At 62.4% G+C, this 15,900-nt stretch carries 18 protein-coding genes; 7 read left to right on the top strand and 11 right to left on the bottom strand.

Going from position 1 to position 15,900, the window contains the following annotated elements; translation table 11 throughout:
* Window positions 1–15: 15 nt before the first annotated feature.
* Together ACT6VE_RS03440 and ACT6VE_RS03435 are read right to left on the bottom strand one after the other, a co-directional pair.
* A complete protein-coding gene (locus ACT6VE_RS03440) occupies window positions 16–1,143 on the bottom strand; it encodes an aminotransferase class I/II-fold pyridoxal phosphate-dependent enzyme (RefSeq protein ID WP_444797202.1) in 1,128 nt (375 codons plus the stop codon).
* A complete protein-coding gene (locus tag ACT6VE_RS03435; RefSeq protein ID WP_444797201.1) occupies window positions 1,140–1,787 on the bottom strand; it encodes a helix-turn-helix transcriptional regulator in 648 nt (215 codons plus the stop codon). The genes ACT6VE_RS03440 and ACT6VE_RS03435 overlap by 4 nt, the downstream gene beginning before the upstream one ends.
* Before the next feature lie 127 nt (window positions 1,788–1,914).
* Here ACT6VE_RS03435 and ACT6VE_RS03430 point away from each other — a divergent pair, with 127 nt between their 5' ends.
* Window positions 1,915–2,262 (top strand): hypothetical protein, encoded by a 348-nt coding sequence (locus tag ACT6VE_RS03430; protein WP_444797200.1) that lies wholly within the window; start codon window positions 1,915–1,917, stop codon window positions 2,260–2,262.
* On the opposite strand, the gene ACT6VE_RS03425 is transcribed toward ACT6VE_RS03430, so the two are convergent.
* The gene (locus ACT6VE_RS03425) at window positions 2,247–3,131 is read right to left on the bottom strand and encodes a LysR family transcriptional regulator (RefSeq protein WP_444797450.1); all 885 of its coding nucleotides are present in this window, start codon (window positions 3,129–3,131) and stop codon (window positions 2,247–2,249) included. The genes ACT6VE_RS03430 and ACT6VE_RS03425 overlap by 16 nt on opposite strands.
* A gap of 99 nt (window positions 3,132–3,230) precedes the next feature.
* Between ACT6VE_RS03425 and ACT6VE_RS03420 the strand changes: the two genes are divergently transcribed.
* The gene (locus tag ACT6VE_RS03420) at window positions 3,231–3,578 is read left to right on the top strand and encodes a hypothetical protein (protein ID WP_444797199.1); all 348 of its coding nucleotides are present in this window, start codon (window positions 3,231–3,233) and stop codon (window positions 3,576–3,578) included.
* Window positions 3,579–3,591: 13 nt separating this feature from the next.
* Here the strand turns inward: ACT6VE_RS03420 and ACT6VE_RS03415 are convergent, their stop codons facing one another.
* The 7 genes from ACT6VE_RS03415 to ACT6VE_RS03385 all read right to left on the bottom strand — a co-directional run bounded on the left by ACT6VE_RS03415 (window position 3,592) and on the right by ACT6VE_RS03385 (window position 12,102).
* Complete coding sequence (locus ACT6VE_RS03415; protein WP_444797198.1) at window positions 3,592–5,667, bottom strand: vWA domain-containing protein; 2,076 nt, start codon at window positions 5,665–5,667, stop codon at window positions 3,592–3,594.
* 14 nt (window positions 5,668–5,681) lie between these two features.
* Complete coding sequence (locus ACT6VE_RS03410; protein ID WP_444797197.1) at window positions 5,682–6,203, bottom strand: RNA polymerase sigma factor; 522 nt, start codon at window positions 6,201–6,203, stop codon at window positions 5,682–5,684.
* Window positions 6,204–6,283: 80 nt separating this feature from the next.
* Window positions 6,284–6,976: a phosphodiester glycosidase family protein gene (locus ACT6VE_RS03405; RefSeq protein WP_444797196.1), complete on the bottom strand. Its 693-nt coding sequence runs from the start codon at window positions 6,974–6,976 to the stop codon at window positions 6,284–6,286.
* Between the two features lie 115 nt (window positions 6,977–7,091).
* Entirely contained in the window at window positions 7,092–7,781 is a 690-nt protein-coding gene (locus ACT6VE_RS03400) for a ferredoxin (RefSeq protein WP_444797195.1), read from the bottom strand.
* Between the two features lie 107 nt (window positions 7,782–7,888).
* On the bottom strand, window positions 7,889–9,469 hold the full coding sequence (locus ACT6VE_RS03395) for a trimethylamine methyltransferase family protein (protein WP_444797194.1): 1,581 nt from the start codon (window positions 9,467–9,469) through the stop codon (window positions 7,889–7,891).
* Between the two features lie 177 nt (window positions 9,470–9,646).
* Window positions 9,647–11,629 carry a putative bifunctional diguanylate cyclase/phosphodiesterase gene (locus ACT6VE_RS03390; protein ID WP_444797193.1) on the bottom strand — a complete coding sequence of 661 codons (1,983 nt, stop codon included), beginning with the start codon at window positions 11,627–11,629 and terminating at the stop codon, window positions 9,647–9,649.
* Window positions 11,626–12,102 (bottom strand): hypothetical protein, encoded by a 477-nt coding sequence (locus ACT6VE_RS03385; protein ID WP_444797192.1) that lies wholly within the window; start codon window positions 12,100–12,102, stop codon window positions 11,626–11,628. The genes ACT6VE_RS03390 and ACT6VE_RS03385 overlap by 4 nt, the downstream gene beginning before the upstream one ends.
* 268 nt (window positions 12,103–12,370) lie before the next feature.
* Here ACT6VE_RS03385 and ACT6VE_RS03380 point away from each other — a divergent pair, with 268 nt between their 5' ends.
* Window positions 12,371–13,066, top strand: coding sequence for a corrinoid protein (locus tag ACT6VE_RS03380; protein ID WP_444797191.1), 696 nt, complete (start codon window positions 12,371–12,373; stop codon window positions 13,064–13,066).
* Between the two features lie 54 nt (window positions 13,067–13,120).
* Here ACT6VE_RS03380 and ACT6VE_RS03375 read toward each other — a convergent pair whose 3' ends face one another.
* Complete coding sequence (locus ACT6VE_RS03375; RefSeq protein WP_444797190.1) at window positions 13,121–13,279, bottom strand: entericidin; 159 nt, start codon at window positions 13,277–13,279, stop codon at window positions 13,121–13,123.
* A 17-nt stretch (window positions 13,280–13,296) separates the two neighbouring features.
* On the opposite strand from ACT6VE_RS03375, the gene ACT6VE_RS03370 reads away from it, so the two are divergent.
* The 4 genes from ACT6VE_RS03370 to ACT6VE_RS03355 all read left to right on the top strand — a co-directional run bounded on the left by ACT6VE_RS03370 (window position 13,297) and on the right by ACT6VE_RS03355 (window position 15,900).
* Window positions 13,297–13,938: a DUF1638 domain-containing protein gene (locus ACT6VE_RS03370; protein WP_444797189.1), complete on the top strand. Its 642-nt coding sequence runs from the start codon at window positions 13,297–13,299 to the stop codon at window positions 13,936–13,938.
* Between the two features lie 99 nt (window positions 13,939–14,037).
* A complete protein-coding gene (locus ACT6VE_RS03365) occupies window positions 14,038–14,820 on the top strand; it encodes a formyl transferase (RefSeq protein WP_444797188.1) in 783 nt (260 codons plus the stop codon).
* Window positions 14,821–15,029: 209 nt separating this feature from the next.
* Window positions 15,030–15,332 (top strand): virulence factor, encoded by a 303-nt coding sequence (locus tag ACT6VE_RS03360; RefSeq protein WP_444797187.1) that lies wholly within the window; start codon window positions 15,030–15,032, stop codon window positions 15,330–15,332.
* Window positions 15,325–15,900, top strand: a complete 576-nt coding sequence (locus ACT6VE_RS03355) for a methylenetetrahydrofolate reductase C-terminal domain-containing protein (protein ID WP_444797186.1) — start codon at window positions 15,325–15,327, stop codon at window positions 15,898–15,900. Before ACT6VE_RS03360 ends, ACT6VE_RS03355 begins: the two co-directional genes overlap by 8 nt.

Below are 15,900 nucleotides of genomic sequence, written 5' to 3'. Positions count from 1 at the left end.
ATCGTCGAGAGCCGTTCAGGAGAGATAGCCTCGCCATGCCGCGAGCCCGGCATCGATGTTACGGCGGCCGAAACCCACGCGGAACCGATCTTTCGGTACCGGTAGCAGATCTGAAACGTAAAGGCTGGAGGGCAGCAGGAGAACGCCCCTCTCCTCCACCAGCCGGCGGCAATGTTCTTCCACGCCGTCCCTGCCCAGATAACGTGGGAAAGCGACGCAGCCGCCGTCCGGCTCGACCCATTCATAGAGAAGCGGATAGGCGGCGAAGAATGCACCCAACTTTGCCAGGTTCTCCGCGCAAAGTGCACGATTGCGGACAAAAATTGTCTCGCGCGCCTTGAACGCGATGCCTGCCAGCACCTCCGAAGGGCGTGCGTTGCAGATGGAGAGATAGTGCTTCATCTTCTCCATGCGTTCGAGCAGCGCGTGGTCGCGGCTGGCGATCCAGCCGATGCGCAGGCCCGGCAGGCCGTAGGCCTTGGACATCACGTTGAGGGAGATGCCTCTGTCAAACAGGTCGGCCGCCTGCGGCAGGCGTTTGGCGCCGTCGATCTCCAGCCCGCGATAGACTTCGTCGGAGAACAGATGGATGCCGCGTTCGGCGCAGAGATCGACGAGGCCGCGGAAGGTCTCCTTATCGGCGATAGCACCGGTCGGGTTGTTCGGGAAATTGACGGCGATGAGCTTGGTTTCCGGCCGAAGGGCTGCTCGCACATCATCGAGATCGAGTTGCCAGCGATTCTCCGGGCGAAGCGCGATCCCCGTGACATTGCCGGTGATGGTGACCGGCATGGTTTCCATCGACTGATAGTTCGGCACGGTGACGATGGCATGATCGCCCGGCGCAAGCAAAGCCAGCATAGCGCAATACAGCCCCTCCTCCGCGCCGGCAAAGGTCAGGATATCGGCGCCGGAGAGCGTGTCATAGGTCGAGGCGATGGTTTCGCGCAGCGCCGGCGCGCCCCAGGTCTCCGTGTAACCGAGCGAGACGCGCTCCCAGGCTTCGCGATCCTCCGGGCCGGCAAGGGCCAGAAGATCGGACATGGTCATGGTCTCGGCATCGCTCGCCGTCATGTGGTGCCGCGCCTTGAACTCCCAGCGCGAAAAATGGGTTTCGAGACGGAAATCCGGAAGCGTGCTCACGATGGCCTGTCCTTCTGGTTCTGGCGCCGGGCATCGGCGAGATAATTGTAGATCGAGGCGCGCGAGGCGCCGATGAGGGAAGCCAGGTGGTCGACGGCGTTGCGCGTCTGGAACAGACCGCGTTCGTCGAGGGCGGCAACGAGCGCCACCCGATCACCTTTCCTGAGAGCCGTCAGCGCCAGGCCACGGGTACGCAGCCAATCGTGCAGCGCAGTGTTGATTTCCTCCCGCCAGTCACCGGCAAAAAGCGATGGCGGCCGTGGTGCCGCAACACCGGTGAAGGCGGCGAGCAGCCTGGCCGCCGCCTCGAAATGCGAGACATCCATGTTGATGCAGAGCAGGCCGAGCGCCTGGTCGTGGTCGTCCTTCAGCACGGCAGTCACCGATTTCAGCCGCCGACCGTCCTCGCCGGTCTTTTCATAGGGGCCGTAAATGCCTGCCTCCCCCGCCGCCTCCAGTGCGTTTTCGACGAGCGAGTCCATGCCCGCCTTGCGGCCGGAAAAAGCATTCCAGATGCCGGCAATCAGCCCCGTTTCGAGATCGTGCAGCACGACCTCGGCATGGGGATAGAACAGGGTGGAGATGGCCGCGGCCGTCGCGGCATGCTGGCGAAGCAGCAGATCGGCGTTTGATGAGTCGAACATGGCGGCACACAATCCAATAATAGACTTTTTGTCAATATTGGATTTTCAGTCCAAACATTCCTCGCGGGCTTGCGAGGTCATTTCCCGCGCCCTATCCAAAGGCACGACGATTCTGTGGGGAACGATTATGAGTGCCGATCTTGCAGCCTTTCCGGACCGGGACACCGTGTCCGACAAACTCGCCGCGCTTGGCGAGGCCGAGCAGGCCTATCTCCGCCTGCTGATGGAAAATGCCAAGCAGGACGAGAACCTGCTGGAAGGTCTCGACCTCTATCTCAACCGGGCCGCGGCGGCCCAGTTCCTCAATTCGCTGAAACTGGAAAAGCTCGGCGAATGGTTGGGCAACACGGCGCCCGCCCGCCTGCAGATGCGGCTTGTCGAAACCGCTCGCTCCAGCCAGCACGCCGCCTTCGCCGCTTTCCGCGCCGGGTTGACGCGGTCCGGCGGCCTCGAACGCGCCTATCCGAAAGCCTGATCCGTCATCGCCGCCAGCGGCCCGAAGGATTTGCGGATGAGGTCCGCCATCCCGTCGATCGCCGGCCCGCCGCGCCGCGGACTGCGCTTCAGCACGACCCGCGAAGAATCGACCGTTGGAAATCCGTCCGCAAGGGTGAGTTCTCGCGCGCCCGGCGGGATGTTGCTGCGGGCCAGCGGCGCAATGGCAAGCCCGCTCGCAACCGCCGAGCGCAGGCCGCTGCTCGTATCACTGGTATAGGCGACGCGGTACGGGATCGCATGCCGCTCCAGCGAGCGTTGAGCGAATTCCCGACACCAGACCGACCGCCGGTAAAAGGCGACCGGCACCGGACGCTCCAGATGCAGGTTGTGCGCAATGGAGGCCACCCAGACGGTCGGGTCGATTGCCAGAAGCTCACCGGAAATCCCGCCGTCCCACTCGAAGATGACGGCAAGGTCGAGTTCGTCCGCCTCCAGTGCTTCCATCTGCTGGGCCGTGTAACCGCAAAACACCGTCACGTCGGCGCCCGGATGGGTCTCCGCAAAGGCGGCAAGCGCGTTCGGCAGGACCGTCTGGTTGTATTCCTCCGGAATGCCGACCCGCACCGGCCCGTCCAGCGGCAAGGTGCGCATCGCCGCCGTCGTCTCGTCGACCAGCCCGACGATGCGCTTGGCATAGGGCAGCAGCCGCCTGCCCTCCACGGTCAGCGCGACCCCACGCGGACCACGCTCGAACAGCATCACGCCGACCGATTCCTCGAGCTTGCGCACCTGCATGCTGACGGCGGACTGGGTGCGCCCGAGCCTGTCGGCCGCATGCGTGACATTACCGGCGTCAGAGACGGTGACGAAAATTCTGAGCAGATCGCTTTCGAGAGGGGGATACATGGCGCCATCGCTTTTTCTGATGCCTGCCATAATCGCTATTCGTTTGTGAAATGTCTACGGCTTTGCTTGGCTCTTCCGCAGCAAAGGAAGGCATAGGCCATGGGAATTTTCGGAAAACTGATGGAAATGGTGGAACGCTACCGTCAGGCGCGGGCGGAACGGCAGGCTTTGCGGCTGCTCGTCGCGCGCAAGGATGGACGCTTGCTGCGCGATGCCGGGCTGGCGCTACCCGAAGACGGCGAGCCCCGCTGCACGCCGCTGCCACAAACGAAGGAGAGGCGCTGGACGGCGCCTCTCTTCCGGCTGCCGTCCCCGTCTCCCCGCAACCGGGGTGAAGGGGATGCTACGCCGGCCTCCTCAAACCAGAAGCCACTCAAGCACGGAAGACATCTCGGCTTGTTTCCTTCTCCCCGCAGGCGGGGAGAAAGGGACCGGCAGGCCGGATGAGAGGCCGCGTGCTTTACTCCGCCTTCTCACCGGAAAGACCGCCGGCAAGCTGGACGAGCTTGATGAACTCCGCCCGGTAGCCGAAAGGATCGTTGCCCCTGGCAGCTTCCGCGAGGCCCAGGATCGAGCCGTAGGCATAGTCCTGAAGGGCGGAAACACCCTTTAGCTTCTGCCCGAAGGCGGCGACCGCGACGGAGAAACGGACGTCCGCCGAGGCTGCATTCACATCGGCGACCGCATTGGCGTCCGTCACCGGCAGGGTGACAAGTTCGCTCGTGTCGCTATTCGGCTTCTTCCAGCGCATCTTCAGGAAGGCGAGTTCGGAACTGCCTGTGGCGGGAGTTGCCGCCGCCTGCTCCTTGCCGTAACGCAGGGGATCGTTCAGCACGGCCGGGCTGCCCTTCGGCGTCACCTCGTAGATGGCGGTGACACGGTGGCCGGAGCCGATGTCGCCGGCATCCACCTTGTCATTGTTGAAATCCTCGCGGTTGAGCACGCGGGTTTCGTAGCCGACCAGGCGGTATTCGGCGATACGATCCGGATTGAACTCGATCTGGAACTTGACGTCCTTGGCGATCGGAAAAAGCGAGGATCCCGCCTCCTCCACCAGCGTCTTCTGCGCTTCGGCCAGCGTATCGATATAGGCGGCGGTGCCGTTGCCGTTCTGCGCCAGCGTCTGCATCATGCCGTCATTGTAGTTGCCGCGGCCGAAGCCGAGCACGGAAAGGAAGATGCCGCTCTTGCGCCGCTCCTCGATGACGCGCTTCAGATCCTCGTCGCTCGCCGGACCGACGTTGAAATCGCCATCCGTCGCCAGCATGACGCGGTTGACGCCATCCTTCTTGAAGGCCTTCTGCGCCAAAGCATACGCCGCCTCGATGCCTTCCGCGCCGGCCGTCGAGCCGCCCGGCTGGAGATTGTCGATGGCCGCAAGGATTTTGGTCCGATCCTTCGCTTCCGTCGGTTCCAGCACCACGCCAGCATTGCCGGCATAGGTGACGATCGACACCGTGTCGGTATCCTTCAGCTTGCCGACCAGCAGGCGGAAGGCACTTTTCAGCAGCGGCAGCTTGGCCGGCTCGTCCATCGAGCCGGAGACATCGATGAGGAAGACGAGGTTGGCCGATGGCTGCTCCGTCGCCACCGTCTCGAAACCCTTGATGCCGATATGGAGCAATTCCGTATCATTGTTCCAAGGCGTCGGCATGACGGTGACGGTGGCATTGAACGGCTTCTCAGCCGTCTCCGGACCCTTCCAGTAATAGGGGAAGTAGTTGACCAGTTCCTCGACACGCACGGCTTCGGCATCCGGCAGGCTACCGCCGAGCAGCGAACCGCGCACATAAGAGTAGGACGCCGTGTCGACATCGGCGGAGAAGGTCGAGACCGGGTCGGTCGCGACATTCTTCACCGGGTTTGGATCGGCGGAGGCGAAACGTTCGCGGTCCTCCTCCGGTGTAGGCATCGCAATTGCATCCGCCACGGCGGAGGGCTGCACGATCGATCGGTTCAGCATGTCCATATTGGCAGCGCCGCCGACGGCAAGCGATTCCGACATGACAGCCGCTTCCTCGTCCTGAGTTTCTGCAAGCGGTGCAGGTTCAGCCGCACCTGCATTCTTCCTGCTATCGGTGGCAACTACCGCCGCATCGGCCGATCTCTTCGCCGCTCCACCCTGTCCGTTGGCCAAGGCGGTGGCGACTTCCTTGGCGTCGAATTCGGTATCCTCAAGCTTTTGAACACGGCCACGCAGATCCTGATCGACCGGCTTCGCCGCAATCTCTGTCTCGGCGGTCAGCGGCACGGTGCCGTTGCGCACCAGTTCATAGGTCACGAGGCCGGCGACGGGCACGACGAGAAGCGTGGCAAGGGCCGAGCCGGCGAGAAGTTTGCGGTTCATGATGGGGCTCCATATCCAGTTGAACATGGAGCTTCGACGCCCGCCGTCGGTCGATCCTTGGGGGGCGGTCGCATTTTTTTCCGCGTCGTCAAAAGCCTGCATGGCGGCGGCCAGCGCCTGGGCACGCGCGGAGGAATCGGCGGCAGGCGGGGTGCGGCGAGCGAGTTTGTCGAGGTCGAGATCGGTCATCGTCTATCCTTCCGTCACGCGGCGGCATCGCGCAAAAGCACCTTCAGGCGCTTGCGGGCCTCGTGCACATGCCAGGAAATCGTCGTTTCGGCGCAGCCCAGCACTTCTGCCGCAGCGGCGTGGTTCAAGCCTTCGCCGTAGATGAGCAGCACGGCGTCACGCTGCTTGTCGGGAAGCTGTCGCACGGCCTGCCACAGTTCCTCGCTGCCATCCTCGCCGGGGCCACCGTCCAGCACCGCCTGTTCGCGCAGATAAGCCGCATCGCGCCATTCGGCCCGGCGGCGTTTGCGCATCTGGTCGCGCGCGGCGTTTAGCGTGACGGTATAGAGCCAGGTGCCGAAGCGACTGGCACCCTTGAAACCGCGGATGGCACTGGCGAGGCGTATGCATACCTCCTGCGCCACATCCTCGGCATCCTGCCGGTCGCCGCACCATCGCCAGGCGACGGCATGGATGAAATCATAGCGGCTTTCGATCAGCGCGGCGAAGGCCTGCCGATCTCCCAATGCCGCCTTTTCGACGAGTTCTGTTTCCACGGGTCCATCCCGATTGCAGTGCACTAACCTCTACGACGTCCGTCAGGCGGCAATCCTTGGGTGGCGGCGCCGATTTTTTCTCAGCCGGGCAGATTTTTTACGACGGCGATGATCGTGCCCATCACCGCATCGCGGTCATGACGCCGGATTTCCGGGGAGTAGAGGCTGGAAATGCTGCCATCGAGAAACAGTGCATTTTTGCATTGCAGCCGGTCGCGGAAGAGCGTCGCAAAATCGTGGAACCGCACCGGATCGTTCGAAATGACAAAGGCGACGCGGCCATCCGGCAGGATGCCGACGCCGTTGCGGATCTGCAGGCTCGTGCCGTCGGCCAGGAATCTCGGATGGATCTCGCCGTCGATAACCAGCATCGGCCCGGATTGCGTCGCCTCGCGCGGCGAAAGCCCCGCTGTCGCGAAAGCCTCCGTCTCCATCACGCCGGCTTTTCCGTCACCCACCCAGAACACGCCGTTCGGTTTCAGGAAGAAGTTGCCGAACGCATCGCCCTTGTTAAGCGCGCCCGTTTCCCGGCCATGCTCCACCAGCAGCCCAACCGGCCCGTAGTCCGCATGATACATGCCAGCGTTCATGGCAAAGCTCATATGCTGCCGGTTGCGCAGGAGATGCGTGTTGAGCTGGTCATAGCTCGCGCCACCCACACCCAACGTCGCCGCACCGTAAAGGCGGATCGTCTCTGTGGCTGGATCGAAAATGCAGACAGTGTAGCGGCCGGAAAGGTGTTCGATCGCGGCACATTTCGGCGGTTCGGCCATGGCAGCGCTCCGCAAGGCTAAAGGGACAAACAGAATTGCGAAAAACAGAAGAAAACGCATGTCCCTTGGCTTGACTGCCAATGCGGCGAATTTAGCGACGGCGCTCAACGAAGGATCAAAGCGAAAGCGCCGCCATGTGGAAACGAAGCTGGCTGTCATTGTAGCGATAGGCAGCGCCGACCGGACAGGCGGCCCGGGCGAGGCAGCCGGAGCCCATGCAGCCCCCCTGTCCTTCCGGCGAGCGCAAATGTCCGCGACAGGCGGATACATCAAAAATGGCCGGACGCACCGCGCCAGCGGGACAGGTGGTGAGGCATGGCTTGTCCGGACAGTGGTCACAGGGATGCGGTGCTGCGACTGCCGGAACATCCTCGACCGGTTCTGCAAAACCGAGCGCACCACGATAGCCATGCCAGAGGCCGTAGACCGGATGAATGAGGATGCCAAGCGGCGAGGCTTTCAGGCCTTCCGCACGCATGGCCCATTGCTGGAAGGGTTGCCAGGGCGGATCGGACGGGAACCAGGCCGTGGCCTCTGCCGATGCGGCGATGGTCCGGATAACCTCCGTCGACCATGTGTCGAGCGAGTCGCGGCCGCCGTGATCCGGTCTCTCTCCCCGCCAGCGCGAAAAGGCGGGCCAGAGGGAACTGCCGATATTGCCGATGAGCACAATACTTGCGGCACGGCTGCCATCCGCAAGCTTTGGCGCGGGCTCACTTTCGGAGAAATTGACGGTGCCGCGCAAAAAAAGACCGTGCGGCTCGAGAGCCGCACGGATGGTGTCGAGATCGGGGCGACGTGTCACTTGGGCACATCTCCCTTGAGTTCATAGTGCGGGCGCCAGACGTCCTTCTGGATCATGTCGGCAACCCGCGTTGCTCCGCCTTGCTCCCTGGCGCGATCGGGACCCTTTCAGGTGAAGGCGTCGGGCATCGAGTCCTTGCGGCTCGCCACATAGGCGAGCAGCGCGTCGTCGATTGCCGGATCGAGATAAGGCGCCTCGTAGCTTTCCAGCCACGAACGGCAGAGCGCGTTGGCGCGGTCCTCGATGCGCTTCTGGCCTTCGATTTCCCACTGCTCGAACGAGTTGTTGTCGGCGAGTGGCGAGCGGTAGAAGGCGGTCTGGAAGTTGGCCTGGGTGTGGGCACAGCCGAGATAGTGGCTGCCCGGGCCGACTTCGCGAATGGCGTCGAGTGCCTGCGCGTTTTCGGAAAGGTCCACGCCCTCGGCCAGCTTCTGCATCATGCCGAGCTGATCCTGGTCGATCATGAACTTTTCGTAGGACGAAACGAGACCGCCTTCGAGCCAGCCGGCGGCATGCAGCACGAAATTCGTGCCGGCCAGCAGCGTCATGTTGATCGTGTTGGCCGATTCGTGGGCGGCCTGCGCATCCGGAACCTTGGAGCCGCAGAGCGAGCCGCCAGTGCGGAACGGAATGCCGAGACGGCGGGCAAGCTGCGCCGCGCCATAGGAGACCAGCGACGGCTCCGGCGAACCGAAGGTCGGCGCGCCCGACTGCATCGAGATCGATGCCGCGAATGTGCCGAACAATACCGGCGCACCCTTGCGGATGAGCTGGGTAAAGGCGGCACCGGCCAAAACCTCGGCGAGGATCTGCGTCAGCGTGCCGGCGACAGTGACCGGGCTCATGGCACCGGACAGGATGAACGGCGAGACGACACAGGCCTGGTTATGACGGGCATAGACCTTCAGCGCGCCCACCATGGTCTCGTCGAAAACCATCGGCGAGTTGGCATTGATGAGGTTCAGCGTCACGCAATTGTTTTCGACGAATTCATCGCCGAAAACAAGCTTTGCCATGGCGATCGTGTCTTCGGCGCGCTCAGGTGCCGTGACCGAGCCCATGAACGGCTTGTCGGAATATTTGATATGGCTGTAGACCATGTCGAGGTGACGCTTGTTCACCGGAACGTCGACCGGCTCGCAGACAGTGCCGCCGGACGAATGCATCGACGGCGCCATGTAGGCGAGCTTCACGAAATTGCGGAAATCCTCGATCGTCGCATAGCGGCGGTTGCCTTCGAGGTCGCGTACGAACGGAGGGCCGTAGACCGGCGCGAAGACGGTGGCCTTGCCGCCGATCTGCACGCTACGCTCGGGATTGCGCGCATGCCAGGTAAAGCTGGACGGCGCGGTCTTCAGGAGTTCGCGGCAGAGGCCCTTCGGGAAGTGCACGCGCTCGCCGCGCACGTCGGCGCCGGCTTCCTTCCAGAGCTGAAGCGCTTCCGGGTCTTCGCGGAATTCGATACCGATCTCTTCAAGAATAAGGTCGGCATTCGCCTCGATCAGCGCCAGGCCTTCCTCGTCGAGGACCTCGTATTCCTTGATCTTGCGGGTGATGTAAGGCAGCGACGGGCCTGGACCGCCGCCCGTGCGCGACGCACGCCGTGCAGCAGCACCACGACCCTCGCCGCGCGAGCGGCGACCGCCGCCTTCTGCCTGCCCGGCCGCCAGTTCAGATGTGTCGTCCATGTCATTTCCTCTCAAGCGCGCCACCCTGGCAGCCCTGTAACCGCTTCGATCCTAAACAATGCCGCAAAAGGGACATTCCTAAAAGCGCCACGGGCGTCCCTGATAACGAAAAGCAGCTCGGTGCGGAATGGCCAAAGGCCTGCACGTTCAAAAACAGTCCTGAATAGGCGGTGGCGTTCAGCCGGCGACCCGCAATGTGCGCTGCTCGGCCGGCACCGGCTTGCCAAGCAAGAACGGCAGCAGCACGAGCGGCTTCATCGGTCGGGCAAAATGATAACCCTGCGCGAACGGAATGCCGAGACTGCGAAGAGCGGTAAACTGCTCTGCCGTTTCCACCCCCTCCGCAACCACGTCCATGCCGAGATCCGTGGCCATGCGGCCGATGCCGCGAACGATGTCGACGCTACGCGCCGAGCTCGTAATGTTGTCGATCAACGATTTGTCGAGTTTGACGCGCCGGAACTCCAGGCCAGCCAAGCGCCCGAGATTGGAGTAGCCACGGCCGAAATCGTCCACGGCAAAATCGGTACCGCTGTCTCGCAAATGTTCGATGTTGCGCAGAACCGTCTCGCTTTCGTCCATCATCGCATCTTCGGTCAGTTCCAGGAGCAGGCCACCCCTGGCAACGGCCTGCCGGCGCATGACCTCGATCACCGCGTCAGAAAACCGTTCGAGATTGAGCAGGCGCGGTGAAATGTTGACGGCAACCTGCAGATTGCGGCCACAGGCGGCGAGCGTGCTGCGGATATTGCAGGCGCGCTCGAGGACGAACAATGTCAGCGGCAGGATTTCGCCCGCCTGCTCCGCTGCGGCGACGACGTCCTGGGGATCGATCAGGCCGAGATCCGGATGCTCCCACCGAACGAGCGCTTCGAGGCTCGTGGGGCGTCCATCGGCCAGCGAAACGATCGGCTGGAATGCGACATCGATTTGCCCCGTCTCGATGGCGGACCGGATATCCGCCTGAAGGGCCTGCTTGCGGTGGCTCATCGCCATGATGTCGGGCGTGGTAAAACGGATGCAATTGCGACCCGCCGCCTTGGCGACATAGAGCGCGGCATCCGCGTCCTTCATCATCTGCTGGGGCGTGGCGCCGATACGCGCATCATCGATATGGGCAATGCCGAGACTGGCGGAAATACGCACGGGTTTGCCGTCGAAGAAACAGCCGGCGGAGATGCGCGCCACGGCTGCCTCCGCATAGTCCCGTGCCCGCTCCCGCGATCCGTCGAGCAGAATGGCGAACTCGTCGCCGCCGAGGCGAGATACGATATCCGCCTCCAGGCGCAAGCTATCAAGTATCTCTGCGACCGCCTTCAGCACATGGTCGCCAGCCGCATGGCCGAGCGTATCATTGACGCCCTTGAAGCCGTCGAGATCGACGAGCACGACGGCAAAGCTTTCCGTCATGGATTGCTCGGCAAGCGCAGCCTCGAAACGACGGCGGTTTGCGATGCCGGTCAGGTGATCGGACGCCAGCAGGCGCCGCTTGTCTTCAAGGGCCACCTTCAGGCGGCGATTGAAACGCCGGGACAGCGAGAGTTCCACCAGAACGTAGATCAGGACGAGACAGGAAAGGCCGACAAACTCGATCTGTATCGACCGCAGGTCGTCCAGGCTTTGCCTTTCCTTTTCCACCAGTTCCCGAAGCTGGTTGCGCCGCGCGGTATACGAACGGTCGCTGTATTCCAGAAGCGGTGCCTGAAACTCCATGGCGAAGTCGCCGACCTGCTTGAAGCTCGCCGGATCGCCGGCTTTCAAGGCAAGAACCGCCGCCTCCAGCCTGGGAAGGCTGGCGAAAATGCGCGACACCACCGAGGTCTCGACCACCTCACCACTGGCCAGCGCATCCGTGTAGCTCGCGGTTCGCAGCGTATCCATCCGCGACCAGAAGATGTCGAGTGCGAACCGCACGTCCTCACGGCTGACGGTACTATCGCCCTGGGCGAGGCGGTAGGCCTTGTTGACGAGGTCGTTGAACTCCATCTCCGACCGCGTCGCCTCTTCAAAGCGCGCCGAGTTGAAAAGCCGGAGATTGATCCCGTCCGCGACCTTCTTCACGCCGTCCTGCCCAACGACGAGCATCACGGCGAGGAGGCCAAGCATGGCCGGAAAGCGGATCCAGAGAAGGCTCGATGTGTTGAGCCGCGGAATTTTCATTTTACGACAAGATCCTTGAGCTGCCAGATGCTGCGTGCCTCGTAGACCGGATCCTTCTGGAGCTCGGTATGCTCGCCGGTCGGATAGATGATCCAGGCGGGGCCTTTGCTGCGCACGGTGAGCCGCTCCCCATCGATCTCGATCGCGGCGATCACGTCGAGCGTGGCGAAATCGGCCATCGGGATTTCGACTTCATATTTGTCGAGCGCCACGGCGGCCGCGGTCGTTCCCTCAACGCCCGCCGCCTTCAGGACGTCCCGCATCAGCGGCCCGCGCACCTCATGCAACGCATCGTCCATGCCAGGCGCCAGCGCCTTGTAGGTGACGGTGCCAAGTTTCTCGACCACCGCCTCGGTCACCTGAAAGTCGCCTTTGGCGCTTCGAACGGTAAACAGGACATCGTCCGCGTGGGCGAACGTCGCGCTCACGAGGAGTGTGGCAAGAACGAACAGGCGTTTCAGGATGGAGCGCATAGGATGATCCCTCGGTGTCATCCCATCAAGTATTCATGAAGCCTTAAAAAGCGGTTATTACAATTGCTAGTGCGGCATAAGCCTGTGTGCGTCCCGGGTTGGTAGCCCCTGAATCGACCGCCTGTCCGACTGACGAAAATGCGACATCGTCGCAATTCGCCCAGCACGGCGTCGCAATCGAAAACGCTTTGCAATGCAATGACGCTAACTGTATTCAGCGATAGAACCCCGAAAGCACGCGCGTCGCTTTCAACATGTGAGGACTGCCATGTCTGACGACGAAATCATTCTCGCCGACCTCTCCGACGAAGAGCTTGTGCAGCAGATGCACGACGACCTCTACGACGGACTGAAGGAGGAAATCGAAGAGGGCACGAATATCCTTCTCGGGCGCGGATGGGTCCCCTACGACGTCCTCACCCAGGCACTCGTCGAAGGCATGCGCATCGTCGGCGTCGACTTCCGCGACGGCATTCTGTTCGTGCCGGAGGTCCTGCTTTCGGCGAACGCCATGAAGGCCGGCATGTTCATCCTGCGTCCACTGCTCGCTGCCACCGGCGCGCCGAAGCAGGGCAAGATGGTCATCGGCACCGTCAAGGGCGACATCCACGACATCGGCAAGAACCTCGTCGGCATGATGATGGAAGGTGCCGGCTTCGACGTCATCGACCTCGGTATCAACAACCCGGTCGAGAATTACCTTGAAGCCATCGAGCGCGAACAGCCGGACATCATCGGCATGTCCGCCCTGCTCACGACGACGATGCCCTACATGAAGGTCGTCATCGACACGATGAAGGAAAAGGGCCTGCGCGACGATTACGTCGTTCTCGTCGGCGGCGCGCCGCTGAATGAGGAGTTCGGCAAGGCCGTCGGTGCCGACGCCTACTGCCGCGACGCGGCCGTGGCCGTGGAAACGGCCAAGGAATTCATGAAGCGCAAGCACAACATGCTTGCCGGCTAAGCTTTGAAATTCGGACGGCGCCGCCCTTGAAACGGCGCCGTTCGCTGACGACCTTTAGTTTGCGGCTCTTTCCACGCTTCGGCCGGCATCCTGCGTCGCATCCACGGCATTGGCCGTATCCCGTCCCATGCCGCGAATGGTGTTACCGCAGGCGCTGAGTGCGAGAAGTGCGGCGAGAACGATGCTGATACGGGTCAGATTTGTCCCAGTCATGGTCGGGGTCCCTCTAGATGGATGTGGTTGACGCAGAACTTCACCTCGGAAGTCCGACGCAGAAACGCACGAACGCGGAAAAAGTTCGCGTGATCGCGTGCGGTGCGATCGCGCGCGAGATTTTGGCCATTTGCGATGCCAACGGGCTCGATCATATCGATCTCCTCTGTCTTCCCGCCATCTGGCATGCCCATCCGGAAAAGATCGCGCCCGGCGTCGAAAAGGCCATCGAAGAGGCACGCGCCGAAGGTTTTGACCGCGTCTTCGTCGGCTATGCCGATTGCGGCACGGGCGGTCTCCTAGACAAGGTCTGCGAACGGCTCGGCGTCGAGCGCATCGCCGGCCCGCACTGTTATTCCTTCTTCGCCGGCAACGAGGCCTTTGCGGCGACGGAGGACGACGTCACCGCGTTCTTCCTCACCGATTTTCTCGCCCGCCAGTTCCGCGCCTTCGTCATCGAGCCGCTCGGCCTCGATCGTTATCCGCAACTGAAAGACATGTATTTCGGCAACTACACCAAGGTCGTCTATCTCTCGCAGATCGAGGACGAGGCCTTGCAACGGAAGGCAAAGGAGGCCGCGGACTATCTCGGGCTTGCCTATGAATACCGCTTCACCGGCTATGGCGACCTGACGGACGAACTGCTGCGCGCCCGCTAACCAATCCTTAGCCCTGCCCCGCAAAATCCCCCGTGGCAGTTACCGCTTCCTAAGCCCTCGCGACGATGATGCACGCCAAAAGACAGGGCGAGGCAGGGTATGACGGAACGCGACACAAGGACGGAAACGGTGGCGATGCTCATCCAGCCCGGCCCGAACCCGGAAATCGTCGTCAATGCCGTGAAGGCCGTTTTCCAGAACCTCGTCGTCATCGAAGAGCAGCCGGAATCCAAAAAACGCTTCATCACGCGACGGGCTAAAAAGCTGGGCTGGATACGGGCGCTCGGCCAACTCGCCACCATGGTGGTATCAAAATACGGCAAGCGCTTTACCACCGCACGTGCTGCGGAAATCCTTGAAGAATTCGGCGCAAGCACAGCCATGGATTCACGAATCCGCCGTGTGGCCGTTCCCTCCGCCAATAGCCCAGAATTTCTGGAGGCTCTCAACGATATCCGGCCGGCAGCGCTGCTGCTGGTCAGCACCCGCATGCTGAAGGCCGAAACCCTTGCCGCCATCGCCTGCCCCGTGCTCAATTTCCATGCTGGCATCAACCCACAATATCGCGGCCTGCAGGGCGGCTACTGGTCGCGCATCTTGTCGGACGAGGCGAATTTCGGTGCCACGGTGCACCTTGTCGATGCGGGTGTGGACACCGGCAGCGTGCTCTACCAGCAGCGGATGAAACCTTCCAAACGCGACACGATGCACACCTATCCGGCTCTGCAGACGGCAGCCTCGACCAGCATCATTCTCGACGCGCTGCACGATGCGGTGACCGGCAACCTCAAGCCTTTGAAAATAGCCGCGCCGTCGCGGCAATGGTATCATCCGCCGATCTGGACCTGGCTCTGGAACGGCGTGACCCGCGGCATCTGGTAAATCCTCGGGGACAGGGAAATCCCGCGTCGTTTTTGAGCATGGGGCAGTCGTGGCGAGTGAAGCCCGCGACGCGGCCAGACCGCATTGTCAGTGCTAGAGAAATTCCAGGAAACGTGTGAAACGGTTTTCCGTCAGGACTTGCGAAAAATAAGAGGAAGAGCGCTTTCGCGATTGAGAGAAACGCCGAAACGCTCTGGGAGAATTTTGACATGGCAGACCGCATCATCGTCTACTGGCGCGACATCCCCGCCCAGGTCATCATCAAGAAGGGCCGCACGGCCGCCAAGCGCGAACTGTCGCTGCGCTTCACCGAGGCGATCGACATGTGCGCCATGCGCACGGGTGCCGCCGAGACGGACGATTACCTCGCCGAATGGCGCAAGGCCGATCCGGTGCCCGTTTCCGACGACCTCGAGGCCGAAGCCGACAAGGCGGCCGCCGAATTCGAGGAAGCCTATGACCGCGAGCGCCTCGTCAGTCTGGTCAAATCCGGAGGCCGCGAGAATGGCTGATCCGAAACCCGGCAATGCCGCGCCTGCCACGAAGGCCGCCACCGGCGCCTTCACGCCGGCTGGCGTGTCGCCGAGCCGCCGCGCGCGCCGCAAATACACGGTCCGGCTCTGGGCTGTGCGCAATTCCCGCTTCCTGGAATGGTTCTACCATCGCTTCGCCGACGTTTTCCTGCTGCTGCACCCGGTCTGGAAACTCTTCGGCTACCAGCGCGTTGAGCGTCCGATCACCTTCGTCGAGAAGCATGTGAAGGGTTTCCTCTTCGACTGTCGCATGTGCGGACAGTGCGCACTGTCGTCCACGGGCATGTCCTGCCCGATGAACTGTCCCAAGCAGCTTCGCAACGGCCCCTGCGGCGGTGTTCGCGCCAATGGCAATTGCGAAGTGGAGCCGGATATGCCCTGCGTCTGGGTCCAGGCCTGGAAGGGCTCGCAGAACATGGCCGAGGGGAATGCCATCATGAACGTGCAGAAGCCGGTGAACCAGTCGCTGCGCGAAACGTCTTCCTGGCTGCGCGTGACGGCCGAAGCCGCCGCGGCCCGTGAAGCCGCAGCTGGAAAGGACGCCTGA

Origin of the sequence: Shinella sp. (assembly GCF_052438155.1) — a bacterium.
Lineage (GTDB): Bacteria > Pseudomonadota > Alphaproteobacteria > Rhizobiales > Rhizobiaceae > Shinella.
This window is presented reverse-complemented; position numbering and strand designations above follow the sequence as displayed.

Coding starts and splice junctions, on each gene's coding strand:
- ACT6VE_RS03430 (WP_444797200.1), top strand. CDS start 1,915: ATGAGTGCCGATCTTGCAGCCTTTCCGGACCGGGACACCGTGTCCGAC.
- ACT6VE_RS03385 (WP_444797192.1), bottom strand. CDS start 12,102: ATGCGCTCCATCCTGAAACGCCTGTTCGTTCTTGCCACACTCCTCGTG.
- ACT6VE_RS03355 (WP_444797186.1), top strand. CDS start 15,325: ATGGCTGATCCGAAACCCGGCAATGCCGCGCCTGCCACGAAGGCCGCC.
- ACT6VE_RS03435 (WP_444797201.1), bottom strand. CDS start 1,787: ATGTTCGACTCATCAAACGCCGATCTGCTGCTTCGCCAGCATGCCGCG.
- ACT6VE_RS03370 (WP_444797189.1), top strand. CDS start 13,297: ATGGATGTGGTTGACGCAGAACTTCACCTCGGAAGTCCGACGCAGAAA.
- ACT6VE_RS03365 (WP_444797188.1), top strand. CDS start 14,038: ATGACGGAACGCGACACAAGGACGGAAACGGTGGCGATGCTCATCCAG.
- ACT6VE_RS03390 (WP_444797193.1), bottom strand. CDS start 11,629: ATGAAAATTCCGCGGCTCAACACATCGAGCCTTCTCTGGATCCGCTTT.
- ACT6VE_RS03360 (WP_444797187.1), top strand. CDS start 15,030: ATGGCAGACCGCATCATCGTCTACTGGCGCGACATCCCCGCCCAGGTC.
- ACT6VE_RS03425 (WP_444797450.1), bottom strand. CDS start 3,131: ATGTATCCCCCTCTCGAAAGCGATCTGCTCAGAATTTTCGTCACCGTC.
- ACT6VE_RS03420 (WP_444797199.1), top strand. CDS start 3,231: ATGGGAATTTTCGGAAAACTGATGGAAATGGTGGAACGCTACCGTCAG.
- ACT6VE_RS03375 (WP_444797190.1), bottom strand. CDS start 13,279: ATGACTGGGACAAATCTGACCCGTATCAGCATCGTTCTCGCCGCACTT.
- ACT6VE_RS03415 (WP_444797198.1), bottom strand. CDS start 5,667: ATGACCGATCTCGACCTCGACAAACTCGCTCGCCGCACCCCGCCTGCC.
- ACT6VE_RS03395 (WP_444797194.1), bottom strand. CDS start 9,469: ATGGACGACACATCTGAACTGGCGGCCGGGCAGGCAGAAGGCGGCGGT.
- ACT6VE_RS03380 (WP_444797191.1), top strand. CDS start 12,371: ATGTCTGACGACGAAATCATTCTCGCCGACCTCTCCGACGAAGAGCTT.
- ACT6VE_RS03405 (WP_444797196.1), bottom strand. CDS start 6,976: ATGGCCGAACCGCCGAAATGTGCCGCGATCGAACACCTTTCCGGCCGC.